Genomic DNA, 18,208 nt, shown 5'->3' on the forward strand with positions numbered 1-18,208 from the left:
TCGTCGAGAACGGGTGGGTCTAGGGCGAAACACGACCTAGCGCAGCCGGAGTGCCTTCATCACCTTCAGGCTCCGGCTCATGAACTCCGCGTACTTCGCGTCGTCCATGCCCAGCGCCGGGGCCAGCGGCAGCAGACGCTGCTGGGCGACCGTCTGGGCCTCCGTGTACTTGAGGATGCCCTCGGAGCCGTGGCGGCGGCCGAGGCCGGACTCCTTCATGCCGCCCATGGGGGACTGGACGCTGCCGTAGGCGGCGGCATAGCCCTCGTTGACGTTCACGGTGCCGGCCCGCACGCGGGAGGCGACCTCGCGGCCGCGGCGGCCGTCCTTCGTCCACACCGACGAGTTCAGGCCGTACGGCGTGGCGTTGGCCTGCTCGACCGCCTCGTCGTCGGTCTTGAAGCGGTAGATCGAGACGACCGGGCCGAAGGTCTCCTCCGTGCACACCGACATCGGCTCGGTCACACCGTCGAGGATGGTCGGCTCGAAGAAGTACGGGCCGATGTCCGGGCGGGCGACACCGCCGGCGACGACCTTGGCGCCCTTGGCGACGGCCTCGTCCACGTGCCGGGTCACCGTCTGAAGCTGGCGCTCGCCGACCAGGGAGCCCATGTCGGCGCCGTAGGCGAGGGAGGTGCCGAGGCGCATGGCCCTGGTGCGGGCGGCGAAGCGCTCGACGAAGGCGTCCGCGATCGACTCGTGGACGTACAACCGCTCGATGGAGATGCAGAGTTGACCGGCGGAGGAGAAGCAGGCGCGGACGGCGCCGGCCGCGGCCTTCTCGATGTCGGCGTCGTCGAGGACCAGCATGGCGTTCTTGCCGCCGAGTTCGAGGGAGACGCCGACGAGACGGGCGGCGGCGCCCTGGGCGACCTCGCGGCCGGTGCGGGTGGAGCCGGTGAAGGACACGTAGTCGGCGTGCTTGACGACCTCCGGGCCGACGACCGGGCCCTCGCCGAGGACGACCTGGAAGACGTCGGCGGGCAGGCCGGCCTCGACGAGCAGGTCGCGGGCCCACAGGGCGGTCAGGCAGGTCTCGGTGTCGGGCTTCATGACGACCGCGTTGCCCGCGACGAACGCGGGGAGCGCATCGCCGACCGACAGCTCCAGCGGGTAGTTCCAGGGGGCGATCTGGCCGACGACGCCGCGCGGGTGGCGCAGCTCGGTGACCTTCGTCAGGGTCGGCATGGCGCCGGCGTGCCGCTTGGGGCGCAGGTAGTAAGGGGCCTTGCGGCCGTAGTGCCGTGCGGCGACGGCGACGGCCTGCACCTCCTCGTGGGCGTGCAGGCGCGCCTTGCCGGTCTCCAGCTGGATCAGGTCGAGCACCTCGGCCTGACGGGCCAGTATCAGATCGTGGAAACGGAGCAGGACGGCGGCGCGCTCCCGCACGGGCGTGCGCGCCCAGACCGCCTGCGCCCTGCGGGCCGCCTCGTAGGCCCGCTCCACGTCCGCCGGGGTGGACTCGGGCAGGTCGGCCAGCTTCTCGCCGGTGAACGGCGTGTGGTTGGCCGTACGGCCGGAGCCGGTCACGCCCTTGGTGAGCTGGGCGACCAGCTCCGGCGTGACCACGTCGGCGGCGGTGCGGACACCGGTGGGGGTGGGGGCGATCGGGTTGGTGCCGGTCTTGGCCGACGTCTTGTCCGGCGTCGTTTCCGGTGTTGTCTCCGGCGTCGTTTCCGGGGCCTGCGAGTCCGTCATGAGGCGCAGGGTATGACGTGGGGAAGACTTTGGGTACCCGCCGGTAATACGGTTTCACCGACCGCACACACGACGCCAGCGTTCACTGGCAACAAACCTGCTGATCAGGGCGTCGGGGGAGGTTGTTCACCGATCTCCAGACGGTCGCGGGCCTGCTTGAACACGGCGGTGCCCTGCTTCTCGTCCGGGGTGCCCTTGGGCATGTCGACGCGCAGTTCGTACAGGCGGGCGTCGGCGGTGCGGACGAAGAGCTCCATGACGCGGGTCGGCGTGTCGTCACGTCCGTAGGTGGTGTCGGCGAGCGCGGCGTCGTAGCCGCGGAAGCTGGTGCGGGTGGTCTGGGTGCGCGCGTCGGGGGCGTGGCCCTGCCAGGTCTCGTCCGCCTGGGCCGCCAGCGCCATCGGCGCGGCGGGCGCCCGATCCCACTGCGTGAGGCGTACGTCGACGGAGCCCGCCGAGTAGACCACCTGGCGGGGCTGCCGACCGGCGGCGCCCTGCCGGGCGGACTCCCGGTACGCACCCGGGAGGGAGAGCACGGCGTCCATCGCGTCCTCCCGGTGGGCGATCCAACGCGCCATCGCGGGGGCAGGCTCCGACGGAGCCGCCGGCGCCGAACTGGCGTAGGTCACCGTCCGCTCCCCGCCCGCCCCGCTCCCGCCCTCCCCCGGGAGCAGGGAGGTTCCCAGCCAGGCCCCGCCGACGAGGACCCCGGTGAGCAGCGCGAGGGCGAGGGGGCGGCGGTGGAGGGGACGCCGGGGCCGGGAGGTCGGAGTGGGGCGCGGCCCCGCGGCCTGCGGCGTCCCGACCCGAAGCGTCACGACGTCGTCCCCGAGCTCGCGCAGGCTCCCCGCGTCCTGAGGCTCGGCGTCCTTCCCGGCCGTCTGCGCCGCGGGGAAGGACGCGGATCCGCCCTCGGCCGCCCGCTCCAGCGCGCCGGCGGTCTCCTCGGCGGTGGGGCGGTCGTTCGGGTCGCGGGCCAGGAGGGCGGTGAGGAGAGGTGCGAGGGGGCCGGCCCGTTTCGGCTCGGGTGGGTCCGTGGTGAGGATCGCGGCGAGGGTGGACTCCGGGGTCGGGCGGCGGAACGGCGAGTGGCCCTCGACGGCCGTGTAGAGGAGGACGCCCAGCGACCACAGGTCGGAGGCCGGTCCCGCGCCGCGTCCGGACATCCGCTCGGGCGCCACGAACTCCAGCGAGCCGACGAACTCTCCGCCGGCGGTGAGGGACTCCTCGCCCTGGACGTGCGCGATGCCGAAGTCGGTGAGGACGACCCGGCCGTGGGGGTGCCCCTGGTCCGGCGCGGTCGAGAGCGGAGCGGGCCCGAGCAGGACGTTGGCGGGCTTCACGTCCCGGTGGACGATGCCGACGGCGTGCGCGGCACGCAGGGCGCCCAGGACGGCGAGGCCGACACGGGCCGCTTCGGCGGGCTGAAGCGGGCCGCGCCTCAGCACCTCGTGCAGGGACTCGCCGCGGATCAGCTCCATGACGATCCAGGGCAGTCCCCCATCGGGGCCGGCTCCGTCCTCCTCGACCACCACGTCGTGAATGGTGACGGCGCAGGGATGGTCGACGCGGGCGGCGGCCCGGGCCTCGCGGTAGAGGCGGTGGGCGGCCCGACGGTGGGACTCGTCCTCGGGGTCGCCGGCCAACCGGGGCTGTTTGACGGCGACTTCGCGCTCCACGAGCTCGTCGCGGGCCCGCCAGACGGTGCCCATGCCTCCGGAGCCGATGCGTTCGAGCAGCCGGTAACGCCCGCCCACTATCCGTCCCTTGGCGCCGCCGGGATCACCGTCGTTGCTCATGCCTCCATGACTACCACGATCCCCCTCACCCCCACCGCCCCACAGCCAACCCTCCCGTCCCCGACCGTCGCACCTCCACCACACCCGACCCGGCGAAGTGCGCCGGTATCACCAACTCGCCCTCGTCCGCCGCCCGTTCGAGGATCCGGGCGCGACTGGCAGCGGCCTGGCCGGGGTCGAGGCAGAAGCAGCTGCTGCACTCCGGCCGCAGCACCTGCACCGGGTTGTGCAGCAGGTCTCCGACGAACACGGCCCGTTCGCCGCGCGAGGCGACCCGCAGGACGGCCGAGCCCGGGGTGTGGCCGGGAGCCGACTCCAGGGTGAGGTGCTCGTCGACGCGGTGCTCCCCGTCCCACAGCACGGACTGCCCGGCCCGGTGCACGGGCGCGACGCTGTCCTCGTAGACCAGCCGGTCGTCCTCCCCTGCGCCACCGCCGTGGCCGCCGGTCGGACCGAAGTACGTGTCGTCGGCGGCCGGGAGGAGGTAACTGGCCCGGGGGAAGGTCGGCACCCACTCCCCCGCCACGTCCTGGGTGTTCCAGCCGACGTGGTCGGCGTGGATGTGGGTGTTGACCACCACGTCGACGTCCTCCGGGCGCACCCCGGCCCGCGCGAGCCGCCCCGGCAGGTCGCCCTGCCGCCGGTGGAAGTGCGGAAGGCCGGGTCGTTCCCGCCCGTTGCCCACCCCGGTGTCGACGAGGACCGTCCGGCCCGCGCTGCGCACGACCCAGGTCTGCAGCGCCGACACCACCCGGTCGCTGCCGGGGTCCCAGTGGTCGGGCGCGAGCAGTCCCCGGTGCTCCTGCCACACCTCGGGACCGCAGTCGGGGACCAGGTCGGGGGCGGGCACGAAGAGGGACTGCCACTCGACGATACGGAGGATCTCGACGTCCCCGACCGTGAAGCTCTGTATGTGTTCTTCCGTCGCTTCGGTAGTCATGGTGGGGAGCCTAGGGAACCACCGCTGAGCGTTTCGATGCTCGAACCGCTCAACCGGATACGCGTACGCCTCGGTTCAGGTCGCCGGTTCGGCCGCCGTATCGTTCCCCCATGGACGTGGTCAGCGACGCGATCTCCTCCGTGCGCACCGGGCAGCCGCACTCCAACCGCCTGAGCGTCGGCGGAAGGTGGTGCACCCGGATCGCCTCCTACGAGGGCGCCGGGTTCCATGTCGTCCTCGCGGGGAGCTGTTGGCTGCTGCCGGAGGGCGGGGCGGGGGTTCCCCTCGGCGTCGGGGACGTCGTCCTGCTGCCGCACGGCGTCGGACATGTGCTGGCCGACGGTCCGGTGGACGCGGCGACGGCGGCCCGTGCGATGCCGTTCGAGGAGGAGGGACGCGTGCGGCGCCCCACGGCGGGCGGGACGGAGTTGCTCTGCGGCAAGTACCGGCTGGACCGCAGCCGCGCACACCCGCTGCTGGCGGAGCTGCCCCAGGTGGTGCACCTGCCGAACCGGGCCGACCGGCCGGCCGAACTCCGGTCCGCCGTGGACCTGTTGGCCGGCGAGCTCGACGGCCGACGGCCGGGCTCCTCCCTGGCGCTGCCCAGCCTTCTCGACCTGCTGCTCGTCTACATGGTCCGGGCGTGGGTGGCGCAGGCCGCGACGGGCGCCTGGCCGGCCGTCCTGAGCGACCCGGTGACGACGGCCGCGCTGCGCGCCCTGCACGCCGACCCGGCCGCGCCCTGGACCAACGACAGCCTGGCGGCACGTGTCGGGGTCTCCCGGGCGACGCTGGCGCGCCGCTTCACCTCGCTGGTCGGCCGCCCGCCGATGGCGTACCTCACGTGGTGGCGGCTGACCCTGGCCGCGGCCCGGCTGCGCGACACGGACGCGCCGCTGGCGGCGGTGGCCCGCGAGACGGGGTACGGCAGCCCGTACGCCCTCTCCCACGCCTTCAGCCGCGAGTTCGGAACGACACCGGGCAGGTACCGAACACACGGGACCGCCACCCCCGTCCAGGCCCTGCACTGCCCCTGACCTGCGGGCCACCTCGCGGCCGTGGCTACCGTGTCACGAACGTGTCGACGGCGACGTCGAAGTACTCCCGCGCCTCCCGCACCTTCCCGACCGGAGCCGACACCCACACGTCGTACAGGCGCCCGCTCTCCTCCCAGCACAGGTCGTACGTGTGCCGGGGGCCCTCCGCCGCGCTGAAGCCGTCCCAGGTGAACTCCCAGAGGGCGGCGGGGCGTCCGCCGTGCGTGGTCTGGGTGACCCGGCCGTCGTGGTAGCCGGGGTTGGTGTCCGCGCCCTTGGCCGCCGCCCGCTCCATCACGCTCATCGGGCCGCCCGGTTGCGGATCGGCGATCTTGACGCCGAGGCGGAAGACCTGCCCCGGGGACATGTAGAAGACCCGCTCGCCCTGCGGCACCCGCGTGAAGCCGTCCGGCACGGCGAGCGCGAACCCGCCGGGGTCGTCGGCCACGCGGTAGCCGGACGGCGCGGACGGCGTGCGGGTCCCCCCGACGGGCTGCACGGGAACCGCCGTGGGGGAAGGTGTGAAGGCTGCGGAAGAAGAGGGGCGGGGGGTGGGTGTGGGCGCAGGGCTCGTCGTACCGCCGGTCGAACCGCTCGCCGAACCGCTCGCTGTACCGCTCGTCGACGCACGGGTCCCCGGAGCCGAACTCGTGGGCGTGCGCCCTCCGTCGCCGTCCTCCCCGTTCATCAGCAGCGCCGCCGCCGACACGCCCGCCCCCGCCATCGCGGCGACCAGCAGCGCGGCCACCAGCACGCCGCGCGTCGAGCGCTCCCGGGCGGGCGGGGCCGGCTGTGGCAGGGGGAGGTCGGCCTGGGTCGGCGTGTAGCCGGACGACACCGGCTGCGGCGTCCGCCCGGTCTCCAGGTAGGCGCGCAGCAGCCGCTCCGCCTCCGCCCCGCCCAGCCGCCGGTCCGGGTCGCGCTCCAACAGCCCCCGTACGACGGGCAGGAGCGGCCCGGCCTGCTCGGGCGTACGGATCTCGGCGAAGACGACGGCATGCAGGATGCCGCCCAACGAGTCGCGCCGGAACGGGGATTCGCCGCTGAGCGCCGTGCACAGCAGCGCGCCCAGCGACCACAGGTCGGACTCCGCGCCGGTCCGCGCCCCGGACATCCGCTCCGGCGCGGTGTACTCGGGCGAACCGACGAACGAGCCGGTCTCGGTGAGCGTGGTGGCGCCCGCGACCTGCGCGATGCCGAAGTCGGTGAGGACGACGCGGTCGCTGTCGCGTTCCAGCAGGACGTTCGCGGGCTTGATGTCCCGGTGCAGGACCCCGGCCGCGTGCGCGGCGCGCAGGGCGCCCAGCAGGGCGACGCCGATGCGGGCCGCCTCGTCCGGCGCGAGCGGGCCGTGCGCGGCGATCCGGTCGGCGAGCGAACCGCCGTCGATCAACTCCATGACGATGTACGGGCGTTCGCCGTCCTCGACGACGTCGTGCACGACGATGATGTGCGGGTGGCTCAGCTGGGCGACCGCGCGGGCCTCGCGCAGTGTCCGGTCGCGGCGGCCCCGCGCCTCCTCGTCCGACAGCGTGTCGTCCTGGGTCAGCTCCTTGACGGCGACACGCCGTCCCAGCAGCTGGTCGGTGGCCCGCCACACGACCCCCATGCCGCCGCGCCCGAGCCTCGCCTCCAGCCGGTAACGGCCCGCGATGACCCGTACGTCGTTGCCGCCCCCCTCGGTCCCCATGCGCCCATCATGCCCCACCGGACGTCATGCCTCCGGGGTGCCGTCCGGCCAACTGAGGGGAGCTATGAGGCGGGTTCGCGCCAGCTCTGCAGCACGGACCTGAACTGCTTGGCCGTCGTGGCCCAGTCCGCCGCGGGCGAGGACATGTAGATCGCGTACTCGGTGCCGTTGCGGGCGACGTACGTCTCCTCGATCGCGCGGCGCGGCCCGGGGAACTCCGTGTCCTTGGCCTGCGCGGTCCAGGTGTACTCCCACTCGGAGCCGTCGCGGTCGCGGTAGACGTTCTTCTCCAGGGTGACCCGGTTGTAGGCGACCAGCCGCTTGAGCTGCTGTTCCAGGTCGATCTGGTGCGCGTACGGGTCGCTGAAGTCGGGGGACTTGTCGAGGGCGATGCGCACGAAGTGCTTGCCGCCGTCGGGCGTGTAGTCGATCTGCTGGAGGTCGCCGTCGTCCTGGTACACCGTCCGCTCCCAGCCGTCGGGCAGCGAGAGCCCGAAGCCGAGCGGGTCCTCGACCGGCTTCCAGGAGTCGGGCACGGCGCCCGGGGCGCCGGTGCCCGTCGGGCTCGGCGATGGAGACGACGACGCCTGCCCCGCCGAACCACTGGCCTCCGGCTGCCCCTTGTCCCACGCCTGCAGCGCCACCGCCGTACCTCCGCCGACCAGCGCGGCGACGACGATCACAAGCGCGAGCGTGCGCAGCCGGCGGCGGCGGGGCGGCTGGGCGGCCGACGTGGACGAGTCCGGGCCGATGTGCGTCGGCCCCACCGCCGTCGGGCTGTAGCCGGGAACCGGCGTCGACGCCTCCGGCGCCACGGGAACGTACGCCGTAGCAGCGGTACCGGAGACGCCGCCCGCACCAGAGGTACCACCTGTACCGGGGATACCGCCCGTGCCGGGGATACCGCCCGTGCCCGAAGTGCCGCCCGTGCCCGAAGTACCGCCCGTGCCGGACGTCGGGCCGGACATGGAGTGCGAGGTGGGGTGACCCCCCGTGGCCCGGTCGGGGCCGCCGAACTGCGTCGGCACGTACGCCTGTGCCCCGTTCGGGCGCCGTCCCTCGGCCACCTCGGCGAGAAGGTGCTCGGCCTCGGTGGTGTCGGGGCGGGTGGCCGGGTCCTTGCGCAGCAGGGCGGTGATGACGGGGCCGAGCGGGCCGGCGTACTGCGGGTCGGCGGCCTCCTCCTCGACGACGGCCTGCAGCGTGGTCAGCGGCGAGGTGCGCCGGAACGGCGACCGCCCCTCCACCGCCGTGTACAGCGTCGCACCCAGCGCCCACAGGTCGGAGGACGGACCGGGGTCGTGGCCGCGCACCCGCTCGGGGGCGAGGTAGTCGACCGAGCCGACGACCTCACCGGTGCGCGTGATGGTCGTGTCGCCCTCGATCTGCGCGATGCCGAAGTCGGTGAGCAGGACACGGCCGTCGTGCCCGAGGAGAACGTTGCCGGGCTTGACGTCACGGTGCAGGACGCCCGCGGAGTGCGCGGCACGCAGGGCACGCAGCACCCACAGGCCGATCCGGGCCGCCTCGGCGGACTCGACGCGCCCGTCCTCCTTGACGGCGTCGGCCAGCGAACGGCCCTCGACCAGCTCCATCACGATCCACGGCCGGCCGTCGTGTTCGAGCACGTCGTGCACGGTGACCACGGCGGAGTGGTTGATCCGCGCCGCCGCGCGCGCCTCCGCCCTGGTCCGCGCCAGCAGGACGGCCCGGTCGCCCTCCGAGACGTAGAGCGCGGCCGTCAGTTCCTTGATGGCGACGGCCCGGTGCAGCAGCTCGTCGTGGGCACGCCACACCCGGCCCATGCCGCCGCTGCCGATGGAATCGGCGAGCCGGTAGCGGCCCGCGAGAAGCAGGCCCTGCATCTGATTCACGTTGCCCCGCAATGCTCTTGACAGGCTCAGCGTAAAGACCGGGCCGCATTCGTGGAACCAGCGGGGTCCCAAGGAGACACCACTGTGACGGTTGTCGCTTCCACGGCCACGCGGGAACCGGGGCGGACCGGGCGTCCCTCAGCCGGTGTACTGGTACGTGGCCGACGCCTGCTCGTACAGCCGCGTGACCTCGTCGCGTTCCGCCTCGGGGCCTCTGACCTGCACGATGTGGTACCGCCCTGAGATGAGAACGGCGAGGTTGCGCACGTAGAGCGCGCGCCCGCCGCCGTCGGTCCAGGTGAACTGTCCCTCGGCCATGGTCCGCGCGCCCACCGTCGTCGTACGCAGCCCGGAGGCCGTCGCCCAGCTGGAGTCGCGGTACGGCTGGAGCTCGCTCTCCTTCTCCCGCTGATAGACCATCGGGTCGCTGCCGTTCGACGACGCGCTGTCGCGTCCCGGTACGACGATCAGCTCGAAGTCCCCGTGCGAGTAGACGACCTGCCCGCGTCCGTTCTTCGGCGTACGGTCCCAGCCGTTGGCCACGGCCACCTGGAAGCCGGCGTCGTCCTTACGGACGGTGAACCCGTCGGCGACGTTCGCGCCGGCGCCGCCCGTGCCGCCGGTCTGCGTCCGGGTGGCTTCCGAGGACGCGGAGGCCCCGGCGCCCGGCGAGGTCTGGTCGGGCCGGGGCTCGCTGCTCGCGTCGGGCGCCTGGCCCGCCGACGTCGGCGTGGACCCGGTCCGTTGGGAGCCGTCGGTACCGGCCGCGCCGTCCTCGCCGGCCTTGGGCATGAACAGCACGGCGTAGGCGATCGCCGCGGCCAGCACCAGCAGGATCAGCACCAGCAGCGTGCGGCCCAGACTGCGCGGCGAGCGGTCCGTGTCCGGGCGGCCCCGCTTGTGCCGCCCGTGCGTCGCGGGCAGTCCGGCGCGCCGTCTGCGCACCAGCTCGCCCTTGCGGCGGACGATCGGCAGCCGGCGCGGATCGGCGGGCGGCGCGGCGACGACGTGGGTGCCCGCCTCCGGCTCCGGCGCGGAACGGACCAGCGAGCGCAGCCAGCCCCGCAGCTCCTCGAAGTCGAGGCGCTCGGTGGGGTCCTGGCGCAGCAGCGACTCCACGACCGGCCTCAGCGGTCCGCACTCCTCGGCGAAGGCGGGCGGCTCGGCGCACACCAGCTGCACCAGCTCGGCCGTCGACTCCTCCGGGTACGGCGCATGCCCCTGTACGGCCCGGAAGAGCAGCGCGCCGAGCGCCCACAGGTCGGTCGCGGGACCGATCGGCGCGGCCAGCTGCCAGTTCTCGTGCACGGGTCCGGCCTGCTCGGGCGCCCACCGCTCGGTGACCGGCCCGACGACGGCCATCCGCGCCTGCCGTGCCCGCTCGGCGGCCAGCGCGGTGGCGGGTCCGCGCCGGGGAACGCTCCCGGGGGCCTCGGCCGCGAGCTCGTCCCAACGGGTCCCGGTCGGCGCCTCACCGGACGGCTCCTGCACGGGAGGGTGGGAAGCGTGCGGGAGGGAGGGGTGCGGGAGCGGAGCGTACGGCGACGCGCCGGGCACGGGGGCGCCCTGAACACCGTAGGGGTCGGCGACCTGCCCGGGAGGCCCGCCGTCCACGCCCCCGGGGGCGTTGTCCGCCGAGGTCCGGGCGCCGGGCAGGGCCGCCCGCCCGTTCTGCTGCGCCTCCTGGGCCTCCTGCACCCGGGCCGCGGCCCGCGCGCCCGCCCGGTAGGCGGCGATCGCCCCGGCACGCGCGGCACGGATGTCTCCGCCGGTGTCCAAGGGCGCCCTGCGGGCCACCGCCCCGCCTCCACCGGACGCCTCGCCCGCCGGCACCGGCAGCACACCGGTCTCCCGCGCCTCTATGGCAGCCCGCCGAGCAGCCTCAGGATCCACCGCCTCGGCCCCCGACCCCACCCCCGGCCCCAACCCACCCCCACCAGCACCAGCACCACCAACCCCAGCCCCAGCCCCAGCCCCAGCCCCAGCCCCACCAAACCCACCAGCCTCAGAGGGCCCAGCAGACCCGCCAGACCCACCGGTTCCACCGGTCCAACCAGTCCCGCCGAGCCCAACAGCAACCCCACCGACACCACCTGCACGAGCAGGCCCAAGGGCAGCCCCCCTGACGCCACCTGCCCCAGCAGCACCACCGGGCACGCCTGGCCCACCGGCACCTCTGGATGCACCGGGACCGCTGAAACCACTGGAACCACCGGCACCGCCGGGCTGAAGCGGCACCGCGGCCCGAGGCCCGCTGCCTCCACCTGCCCCGCCGCTCCCGCCGCTCCCGGCGTTACCGCCGGAGGCATCCTCGTCCGTCGGCACCGGGTCGTACCCGCACAGCGCCTCTTCGGCCGCGCCGACCGCGAGGCCGGTCAGCATGACCCGCCCGTCGTCGCAGACGAGGACCGTGCGCGCGGTGATGTTCCGGTGCACCCAGCCATGTGCGTGCAGCACCCGCAGCGCCGTGAGCACGTCGGAGGCGACCTCGGCCGCCCGGTACGGCGTCAGCGGCTGCTCGGCGAGCAGCGCCGCCAGCGGTCGGGCGGCGACAAGTTCACTCACTATCCACAGCGAACCGCCCTCGGCGAACACGTCGAAGACCTGGTCCAGCCGCGGATGGTCGGGAATGCTCGCCGCGGCCTGCGCCGCCTCCATCGCCCGCCGTACGACGGGGTCGGCGGGCCGTCTGGTCCCGGCGCCCGCACCCGCACCCACTCCGGCGCCCGCACTCGCGCCCACACCCCGTGCCCCTGGCCGCCGTGCGCCGCGCTCGCGGGCCGTGAACCCGTCGGGCAGCCCCTCCGCGTCGAGCACCTCCGCCTCGACGACCTCCGGCAACGGCACCTGGCGGACCAGGACTTCCTGCCCGCTGTAGGTGTCGAAGGCCCGGGTCTCGGTGAGTTCGTACTCGTCGGAGGGCGGCAGCGGCAGGCGGTAGCGGTCGACGAGTACTCGACCCGCATAGTCGTCCACGTTGCCTCCCCCGGCCGCCCGGTCGGTCAATTCCGTTCGCCTTGCGTGCCGTTACAGCCTTATCCGGCCGTGTTGCTGGATGCGTACGGTCCGCAAGCACTCACGATACGTGCCGGAGGCAACCCGCAGAGAGGGGATGCCAGATCTCGCGCCCCCAACACGGTTGCCGACGGCCGCTACTTCTTCGGCGTGAAGGTGTCCGTCAGCGTCGTCCAGGTGGTCGCCCGCAGGTCGGTGCCCCACGCGGCGGACTTCGCCGTGTACATCAGCGCGTACCCCTGGCTGGCGCTCACGACGAACCCGCGGTCGATCGTGCGGTACGCCGTCCCGCCCTTCGTGTAGGTGAACTCCCAGTCGGCCGTGTTCCAGCTCCGGTAGTTCACCTTGTCTATTCGGATCTTCTTGTACTGAGAGCGCTCCATGGAGCGCTCCTGGTTCTTCCAGTCGGCGACGGGGTCGTCCTTGGGCGTGGTCGTCCAGGCGACGAGCAGTGTCTGTCCGTCGGGCCCGGTGAAACGGTCCCCCGCGGCGTCCGAGGACTTGTACTTCCACCCTGTGGGCAGCCCGATCGAATAGCCCTGATCGCCCTGGTGCGTCGTCGCCGCCTTGCTGGTCTCGGTGGCGGTGACGCCGGACCCGGCGCCGCCGGCCGCAGCAGTGTTGCTGGGCGTGGCACCGGACGAGGAGCCGGACGGCGTCGACGACCCGTCCGCACGCGTCCCGCCGCCCTCGTCCTCCTTGGTGCCGGCGCTCGCGCTGCCGCCGGCCACCGTCCGGGAAGCGCCGCCGTTCTTCGAGCCGCCCGCGGTGTCGTCGTCACCGCCGAGCGTGAGGGCCAGCACGGTGCCGAGCACCGCGAGCACCACGACCACGGCGATGATCACGAGCGTCCGCTTCGGCACCACGTCGGTCAGCGGCGCCCTGGGCACGGGCCGCGGCGGCAGGTCCGGCGGCGTCATCACGGGCCATCCCGAACTCCGCCCGCCCGCTTCCCCGCTCCCCCGCGAACCGGAACCAGAGGCCGAAGCGGAAGCGGAAGCGGAAGCCGAGCCGGAAGGAGAGCCGGAACGCGCCGCAGGAACCGACGGAGACGACGACGGCGAAGCCGATGCCGCTCCGGCCGCCGGCCTGGACGCGGACGCCGGTGCCGACGCCGAGGCCGTCCTGGCCTGGGACGCCGGTGAGGCAGGCGCGGCGGTGGACGGGGCAGCGGCAGACCGTGCGGCCCTGGTACCCCGTGCCGCCCCGCCGTTGGGCGCCTCGCCCGCACTCTCGGAACCGGAAGCACCCGGCCCGTTCGCCGACTTGGCGCGGGACGCGGCCGCCGAGGTGGCCGCGCCCGCCGCCACGGCGGCCTTCCGCACGGACCGGAACGCCCCGCGCAGCTTCTCGCCCGCCTCCGCGCCCGACGAACTCCCCTTGCCTCCCGGGGCGTCCGGCTGTGCCGGCAGCGGCACGACCTTCGTCGCGTCGGCCGGCTCCGCGTGACGCGGCTCGGGTGCGTGAAGCACCGCGTTGAACATCGCCCGCGCACCGGCGTCGTCGAGCCGCCGCGCGGGATCCTTGGTGAGCAGCCCGTAGATGACGTCCTTCAGCGGGCCCGCGTTCTTCGGCTCCTCCAACTGCTCGGTCATCACCGCGGTGAGCGTCGCGATCGCGGAGCCCTTGTCGTACGGGGGCGCGCCTTCGACCGCCGCGTACAGCAGACCGCCGAGCGACCACAGGTCGGCCGCCGGTCCCGGCTTGTGCCCGCGGGCCCGCTCCGGGGAGATGTAGGAGGGCGCGCCGACGAGCATGCCGGTGGAGGTGATCGACGGGTCGCCCTCGACCTGGGCGATGCCGAAGTCGGTGAGCACGACCCGGCCGTCCTCGGCGATCAGCACGTTCGACGGCTTCACGTCACGGTGCAGGATGCCTTCGCGGTGCGCCGACCGCAGCACGTCGAGGATCGCCAGCCCGACCTCGGCCGCGCGCTTCGGCTCCAGCACGCCGTCCTCGCGGATGACCTCGGCGAGCGACTTGCCCTCGACGAGCTCCATCACGATCCACGGCCGGTCGTCCTCCTCGACCACGTCGAAGACCGTCACCGCGCTGTTGTTGCGGATCCGCGCGATGGCCTTGGCCTCGCGCAGCGTCCGCGTGATCAGCCGCCGCTTCTCGTCCTCGTCGATGTTCCCCGGGAACCGCAGCTCCTTGACGGCGACCGTGCGCCCGAGGGTCTCGTCCTCGGCACGCCACACCGTCCCCATGCCGCCGCGGCCGAGTACGTCTCCAAGCCGGTACCGCCCGGCGAGGAGACGTGCGCTCTTGTCCTGACGGGATGACCCCGCCCGCTCCGCCTCCGACATGCGTCCCCTCATGCAACCCGCCCTGACAGAGCCTCCATTGTCCCTCACCCGACAAGTGCCCGACGCCCAGGGTGCCCCTCATCGCATCCCGCCCGCCTCCCAGAAGTGGACCATTCCGGCCAGAAGGCCGAGTTCTGCCCTCGTACCCCGTAGAACGAGCCGGTTCCGAACAGAGATCCCGGTTCCCTGCGCTCGTTCGAGTGAACCGGCCGCATGCCGGCCCAAGTCGGCAGAGGCAGGGGGGAGTCGGGGCGGGCCGGAGCAGATCAGAAGGGCACGATGTCCGGTGCGCCCAGGCGGGCCGCGTCCGCCGTCAGATCGTCGGGCTGGCGTTGCGACTCCCGCTCGGCCTCCACCCGCTTCTCGTAGTGCTGGACCTCGCGTTCGATGTGGTCCTTGTCCCAGCCGAGGACCGGCGCAATCAGTTCGGCGGCCTCCCGGGCGCTGCGCGTGCCGCGGTCGAACGTCTCGATGGAGATGCGCGTACGGCGCGTCAGCACGTCGTCCAGATGGCGTGCTCCCTCGTGGGAGGCGGCGTAGACGATCTCGGCGCGCAGATAGTCGTCGGCGGCCTGGAGCGGCTCGCCGAGCGAGGGGTCGGCCGCAATGAGATCCAGCACCTCCTCCGCCAGCGAGCCGTAACGGTTCAGCAGGTGCTCCACCCGCACCACGTGCAGGCCCGTCCGCGCGGCGGTCCGCGCCCTCGCGTTCCACAGCGCCCGGTAGCCCTCCGCGCCCAGCAGCGGCACGTCCTCGGTGACGCATTCGGCGACGCGCATGTCGAGCCCGTGCACGGCCTCGTCGACCGCGTCCTTCGCCATCACCCGGTACGTCGTGTACTTGCCGCCCGCCACGACCACCAGCCCCGGCACCGGATGCGCGACGGTGTGCTCCCGCGACAGCTTGCTGGTGGCGTCGGACTCGCCGGCCAGCAGCGGCCGCAGGCCCGCGTACACGCCCTCGACGTCGTCCCTGGTCAGCGGCACCGCGAGCACCGAGTTCACATGCTCGAGGAGGTAGTCGATGTCGGCGCTGGACGCGGCTGGGTGGGCCTTGTCGAGGTCCCAGTCGGTGTCGGTGGTGCCGATGATCCAGTGCCGGCCCCAGGGGATGACGAACAGCACGGACTTCTCGGTGCGCAGGATCAGGCCGGTGGAGGAGCTGATGCGGTCCCGCGGCACGACGAGGTGGATGCCCTTGGAGGCGCGGACGTGGAACTGGCCCCGCTCCCCCACCATGGCCTGCGTGTCGTCGGTCCACACGCCCGTGGCGTTGACGATCTGCCGGGCGCGGACCTCGTACTCCCCGCCCGCCTCGACGTCCTGGACGCGCGCGCCCACGACCCGTTCGCCCTCGCGCAGAAAGCCCGTCACCCGCGCGCGGTTGGCGGCCTTCGCCCCGTAGGCCGCCGCGGTGCGCACCAGGGTGGCGACGAAGCGGGCGTCGTCCATCTGGGCGTCGTAGTACTGCAACGCGCCGATCAGGGCGTCCTTCTTCAAGGCGGGAGCGACACGCAGAGCGTGACGGCGGGTCAGGTGGCGGTGCGTCGGCAGGCCCCGGCCGTGCCCGCGGGCCATGGACATCGCGTCGTAGAGCGCGACGCCCGAACCGGCGTACAGCCGCTCCCAGCCCTTGTGCTGAAGCGGATACAGGAAGGGCACCGGCTTCACGAGGTGCGGAGCGAGCCGCTCCAGCAGCAGCCCGCGTTCCTTGAGCGCTTCGCGCACGAGGGCGAAGTCGAGCATCTCCAGGTAGCGCAGGCCGCCGTGGATCAGCTTGCTGGACCTGCTCGACGTGCCCGACGCCCAGTCGCGTGCCTCGACCAGCCCCGTGGACAGGCCGCGCGTCACGGCGTCCAGGGCGGTACCCGCGCCGACCACGCCCGCTCCCACCACCAGCACGTCCAGCTCGCGCTCGGCCATGGCCGCCAGTGACTCGGCTCGCTGCGCCGGCCCCAGTGTCGCTGTCCTCACCGCTGCCTCCCGCTGTCGGTCGCGCCGGCCGCACCCGTCAGGGCGAAGCCCGGTCCATAACCCCCATGCCCAAATTCTGACGGTGTTGCCCGACTTCAGCCACCACGCACCCCCAGCCTGTGGACAACTCTCGCGGAACCGGAGCGGACCTCCCGGGAAACGGGCGGGCCGCACACGGCCGCGCACGGCGGGTCAACACGGCAGATCAACACAGCCGATCAATCCCGCATAACGGTCATATTTACTCCTAGTCTGACATTGCGCTCGTCCATCCTGTCCACCGGGCTTGCGCACCTGTCCCACCTCGGTTATTGGGAAGGACGGCATACGCCATGCCCGCAGATCTCGCCGTCATCGGACTCGGCCCGCTCGGCCTGCCCCTGGCCCAGGCCGCCGTGGCCGCCGGCGTCCCCACCGTCGGCTACCGCACCGGCCCCGAGGCCGGCTCCCTCAGCCCCGCCGAACTGCGCCGGATGCTCTCGGGGGGCTTCCGGCCGGCCACCAACCCCGCCGAACTGGGCCGCGTGCGCACCGCCGTCATCTGCGCCCCGACCTCGCGCGACGCGGACGGCGCACTCGACCTGAGCCAGGTGGAGGCGGCCGCCCGCACCCTCGCCGGGCACCTGCGCCCGCACACCACCGTGATCCTGGAGTCGCCCGTGTACGCCGGTGCGACGGAGGAATTCCTGCGACCGCTGCTGGAGGAGATGTCAGGCCTGCGCGCGGGCCGCGATTTCCACCTCGCCTACTCCCCCAGCCGGGTCGACCCGGGCAGCCGCGCCTTCACCCCGGCCAACACCCCGAAGGTCATCGGCGGACTCACCCCCGCCTGCACCGAGTCCGCGGCGACCTTCTACAGCCGCCTCACCGACAAGGTGGTACGCGCGCGTGGCCTGCGGGAAGCCGAGACCGTGCAGCTCCTGGAGACCAACTTCCGGCACGTCAACATCGCCCTCGTCAACGAGATGGCCGTCCTCTGCCACGACTTGGGCGTGGACCTGTGGGACGTCGTCCGCTGCGCGGAGACCAAGCCGTTCGGCTTCGAATCCTTCCGCCCCGGACCCGGCGTCGGCGGCCACTCCGTCCCCCTGGAGCGCGCCGGCCACCCCGGCAGCCCCCTGCGCATGGTGGAACTCGCCCAGCAGGTCAACAGCCGCATGCCCCGCTACGTCGTCCAGCGCGCCGCCGCCCTCCTCAACGAGTACGGCAAGTCGGCGCGGGGCGCGCGCGTGCTGCTCCTCGGCGTCACCTACAAGCCCGACCTCGCCGACCAGCAGGGCACACCCGCGCGCGAGATCGCGATCCGCCTGATGGAGCTGGGCGCGGCCGTCAGCTACCACGACCCGCACGTCCCGTCCTGGAGCGTCCTGGACCGCCCGGTCCCGCGGGCCGACTCCCTCTACGAGGCCGCCGCCGAAGCAGACCTGACGATCCTCCTCCAACAGCACCGCACGTACGACCTACAGGGCCTGTCGGTGAAGGCGCAACTGCTGCTGGACACGCGGGGTGCCACGCCCACGGGGGCGGCGCACCGGTTGTGAAGCGGGGCGCACACGGCCGACCCGGGCTCCGGGGGCTGGTGGCGTGCGGCAGGGCTCACCGGTAACGTACAAAACAGGTGGAGCCCACCGCAGCCGGAAACTGCGGCAGGCTCCTGGATGGATCACGGAGTGTCCGCCCCTAATGTGGTTGGGGGCGGCCGCTCACCGTCCGAAACAGGTGGAGCCCACCGCAGCGGTCACTGCGGCAGGCTCCTGATGGATCACGGAGTGTCCGCCCCTAAGGGTTGTCCCGTAATTGGTCTTTGCCGGGCAGGATGGCCTGCGTTTCTCTGCTATCCGGCGAGGGTGAGGTTGTGCAGGCGGGCGATGCC

The 18,208-nt window shown here is 73.3% G+C and carries 10 protein-coding genes; 2 read left to right on the top strand and 8 right to left on the bottom strand.

Annotated features, from left to right (window positions below; genetic code table 11):
• Positions 1 to 36 precede the first annotated feature (36 nt).
• The 3 genes from ACZ5SK_RS38910 to ACZ5SK_RS38920 all read right to left on the bottom strand — a co-directional run bounded on the left by ACZ5SK_RS38910 (position 37) and on the right by ACZ5SK_RS38920 (position 4,437).
• Complete coding sequence (locus ACZ5SK_RS38910) at positions 37 to 1,698, bottom strand: succinic semialdehyde dehydrogenase (RefSeq protein WP_334577759.1); 1,662 nt, start codon at positions 1,696 to 1,698, stop codon at positions 37 to 39.
• Positions 1,699 to 1,802: 104 nt separating this feature from the next.
• Positions 1,803 to 3,497 carry a serine/threonine-protein kinase gene (locus ACZ5SK_RS38915; protein WP_361707231.1) on the bottom strand — a complete coding sequence of 565 codons (1,695 nt, stop codon included), beginning with the start codon at positions 3,495 to 3,497 and terminating at the stop codon, positions 1,803 to 1,805.
• Between the two features lie 25 nt (positions 3,498 to 3,522).
• Positions 3,523 to 4,437 (bottom strand): MBL fold metallo-hydrolase, encoded by a 915-nt coding sequence (locus ACZ5SK_RS38920; RefSeq protein WP_468577239.1) that lies wholly within the window; start codon positions 4,435 to 4,437, stop codon positions 3,523 to 3,525.
• 110 nt (positions 4,438 to 4,547) lie between these two features.
• On the opposite strand from ACZ5SK_RS38920, the gene ACZ5SK_RS38925 reads away from it, so the two are divergent.
• The gene (locus ACZ5SK_RS38925) at positions 4,548 to 5,474 is read left to right on the top strand and encodes an AraC family transcriptional regulator (protein WP_457494643.1); all 927 of its coding nucleotides are present in this window, start codon (positions 4,548 to 4,550) and stop codon (positions 5,472 to 5,474) included.
• Between the two features lie 25 nt (positions 5,475 to 5,499).
• On the opposite strand, the gene ACZ5SK_RS38930 is transcribed toward ACZ5SK_RS38925, so the two are convergent.
• From ACZ5SK_RS38930 to ACZ5SK_RS38950, 5 genes are all read right to left on the bottom strand, one after another.
• A complete protein-coding gene (locus ACZ5SK_RS38930) occupies positions 5,500 to 7,164 on the bottom strand; it encodes a serine/threonine-protein kinase (protein WP_361707237.1) in 1,665 nt (554 codons plus the stop codon).
• A 62-nt stretch (positions 7,165 to 7,226) separates the two neighbouring features.
• On the bottom strand, positions 7,227 to 9,029 hold the full coding sequence (locus ACZ5SK_RS38935) for a serine/threonine-protein kinase (RefSeq protein WP_334577764.1): 1,803 nt from the start codon (positions 9,027 to 9,029) through the stop codon (positions 7,227 to 7,229).
• A 147-nt stretch (positions 9,030 to 9,176) separates the two neighbouring features.
• On the bottom strand, positions 9,177 to 12,014 hold the full coding sequence (locus ACZ5SK_RS38940; protein ID WP_468577242.1) for a protein kinase: 2,838 nt from the start codon (positions 12,012 to 12,014) through the stop codon (positions 9,177 to 9,179).
• 176 nt (positions 12,015 to 12,190) lie between these two features.
• The gene (locus tag ACZ5SK_RS38945; protein WP_334577766.1) at positions 12,191 to 14,362 is read right to left on the bottom strand and encodes a serine/threonine-protein kinase; all 2,172 of its coding nucleotides are present in this window, start codon (positions 14,360 to 14,362) and stop codon (positions 12,191 to 12,193) included.
• Positions 14,363 to 14,628: 266 nt separating this feature from the next.
• The gene (locus ACZ5SK_RS38950; protein ID WP_468577244.1) at positions 14,629 to 16,335 is read right to left on the bottom strand and encodes a glycerol-3-phosphate dehydrogenase/oxidase; all 1,707 of its coding nucleotides are present in this window, start codon (positions 16,333 to 16,335) and stop codon (positions 14,629 to 14,631) included.
• A gap of 332 nt (positions 16,336 to 16,667) precedes the next feature.
• Between ACZ5SK_RS38950 and ACZ5SK_RS38955 the strand changes: the two genes are divergently transcribed.
• Positions 16,668 to 17,876 (top strand): nucleotide sugar dehydrogenase, encoded by a 1,209-nt coding sequence (locus ACZ5SK_RS38955; protein WP_468156619.1) that lies wholly within the window; start codon positions 16,668 to 16,670, stop codon positions 17,874 to 17,876.
• Positions 17,877 to 18,208 lie beyond the last annotated feature (332 nt).

The sequence above is a fragment of the Streptomyces sp. NPDC031474 genome (assembly GCF_055581185.1).

Coding starts and splice junctions, on each gene's coding strand:
- ACZ5SK_RS38945 (WP_334577766.1), bottom strand. CDS start 14,362: ATGTCGGAGGCGGAGCGGGCGGGGTCATCCCGTCAGGACAAGAGCGCA.
- ACZ5SK_RS38920 (WP_468577239.1), bottom strand. CDS start 4,437: ATGACTACCGAAGCGACGGAAGAACACATACAGAGCTTCACGGTCGGG.
- ACZ5SK_RS38915 (WP_361707231.1), bottom strand. CDS start 3,497: ATGAGCAACGACGGTGATCCCGGCGGCGCCAAGGGACGGATAGTGGGC.
- ACZ5SK_RS38935 (WP_334577764.1), bottom strand. CDS start 9,029: ATGCAGGGCCTGCTTCTCGCGGGCCGCTACCGGCTCGCCGATTCCATC.
- ACZ5SK_RS38930 (WP_361707237.1), bottom strand. CDS start 7,164: ATGGGGACCGAGGGGGGCGGCAACGACGTACGGGTCATCGCGGGCCGT.
- ACZ5SK_RS38910 (WP_334577759.1), bottom strand. CDS start 1,698: ATGACGGACTCGCAGGCCCCGGAAACGACGCCGGAGACAACACCGGAA.
- ACZ5SK_RS38925 (WP_457494643.1), top strand. CDS start 4,548: ATGGACGTGGTCAGCGACGCGATCTCCTCCGTGCGCACCGGGCAGCCG.
- ACZ5SK_RS38955 (WP_468156619.1), top strand. CDS start 16,668: ATGCCCGCAGATCTCGCCGTCATCGGACTCGGCCCGCTCGGCCTGCCC.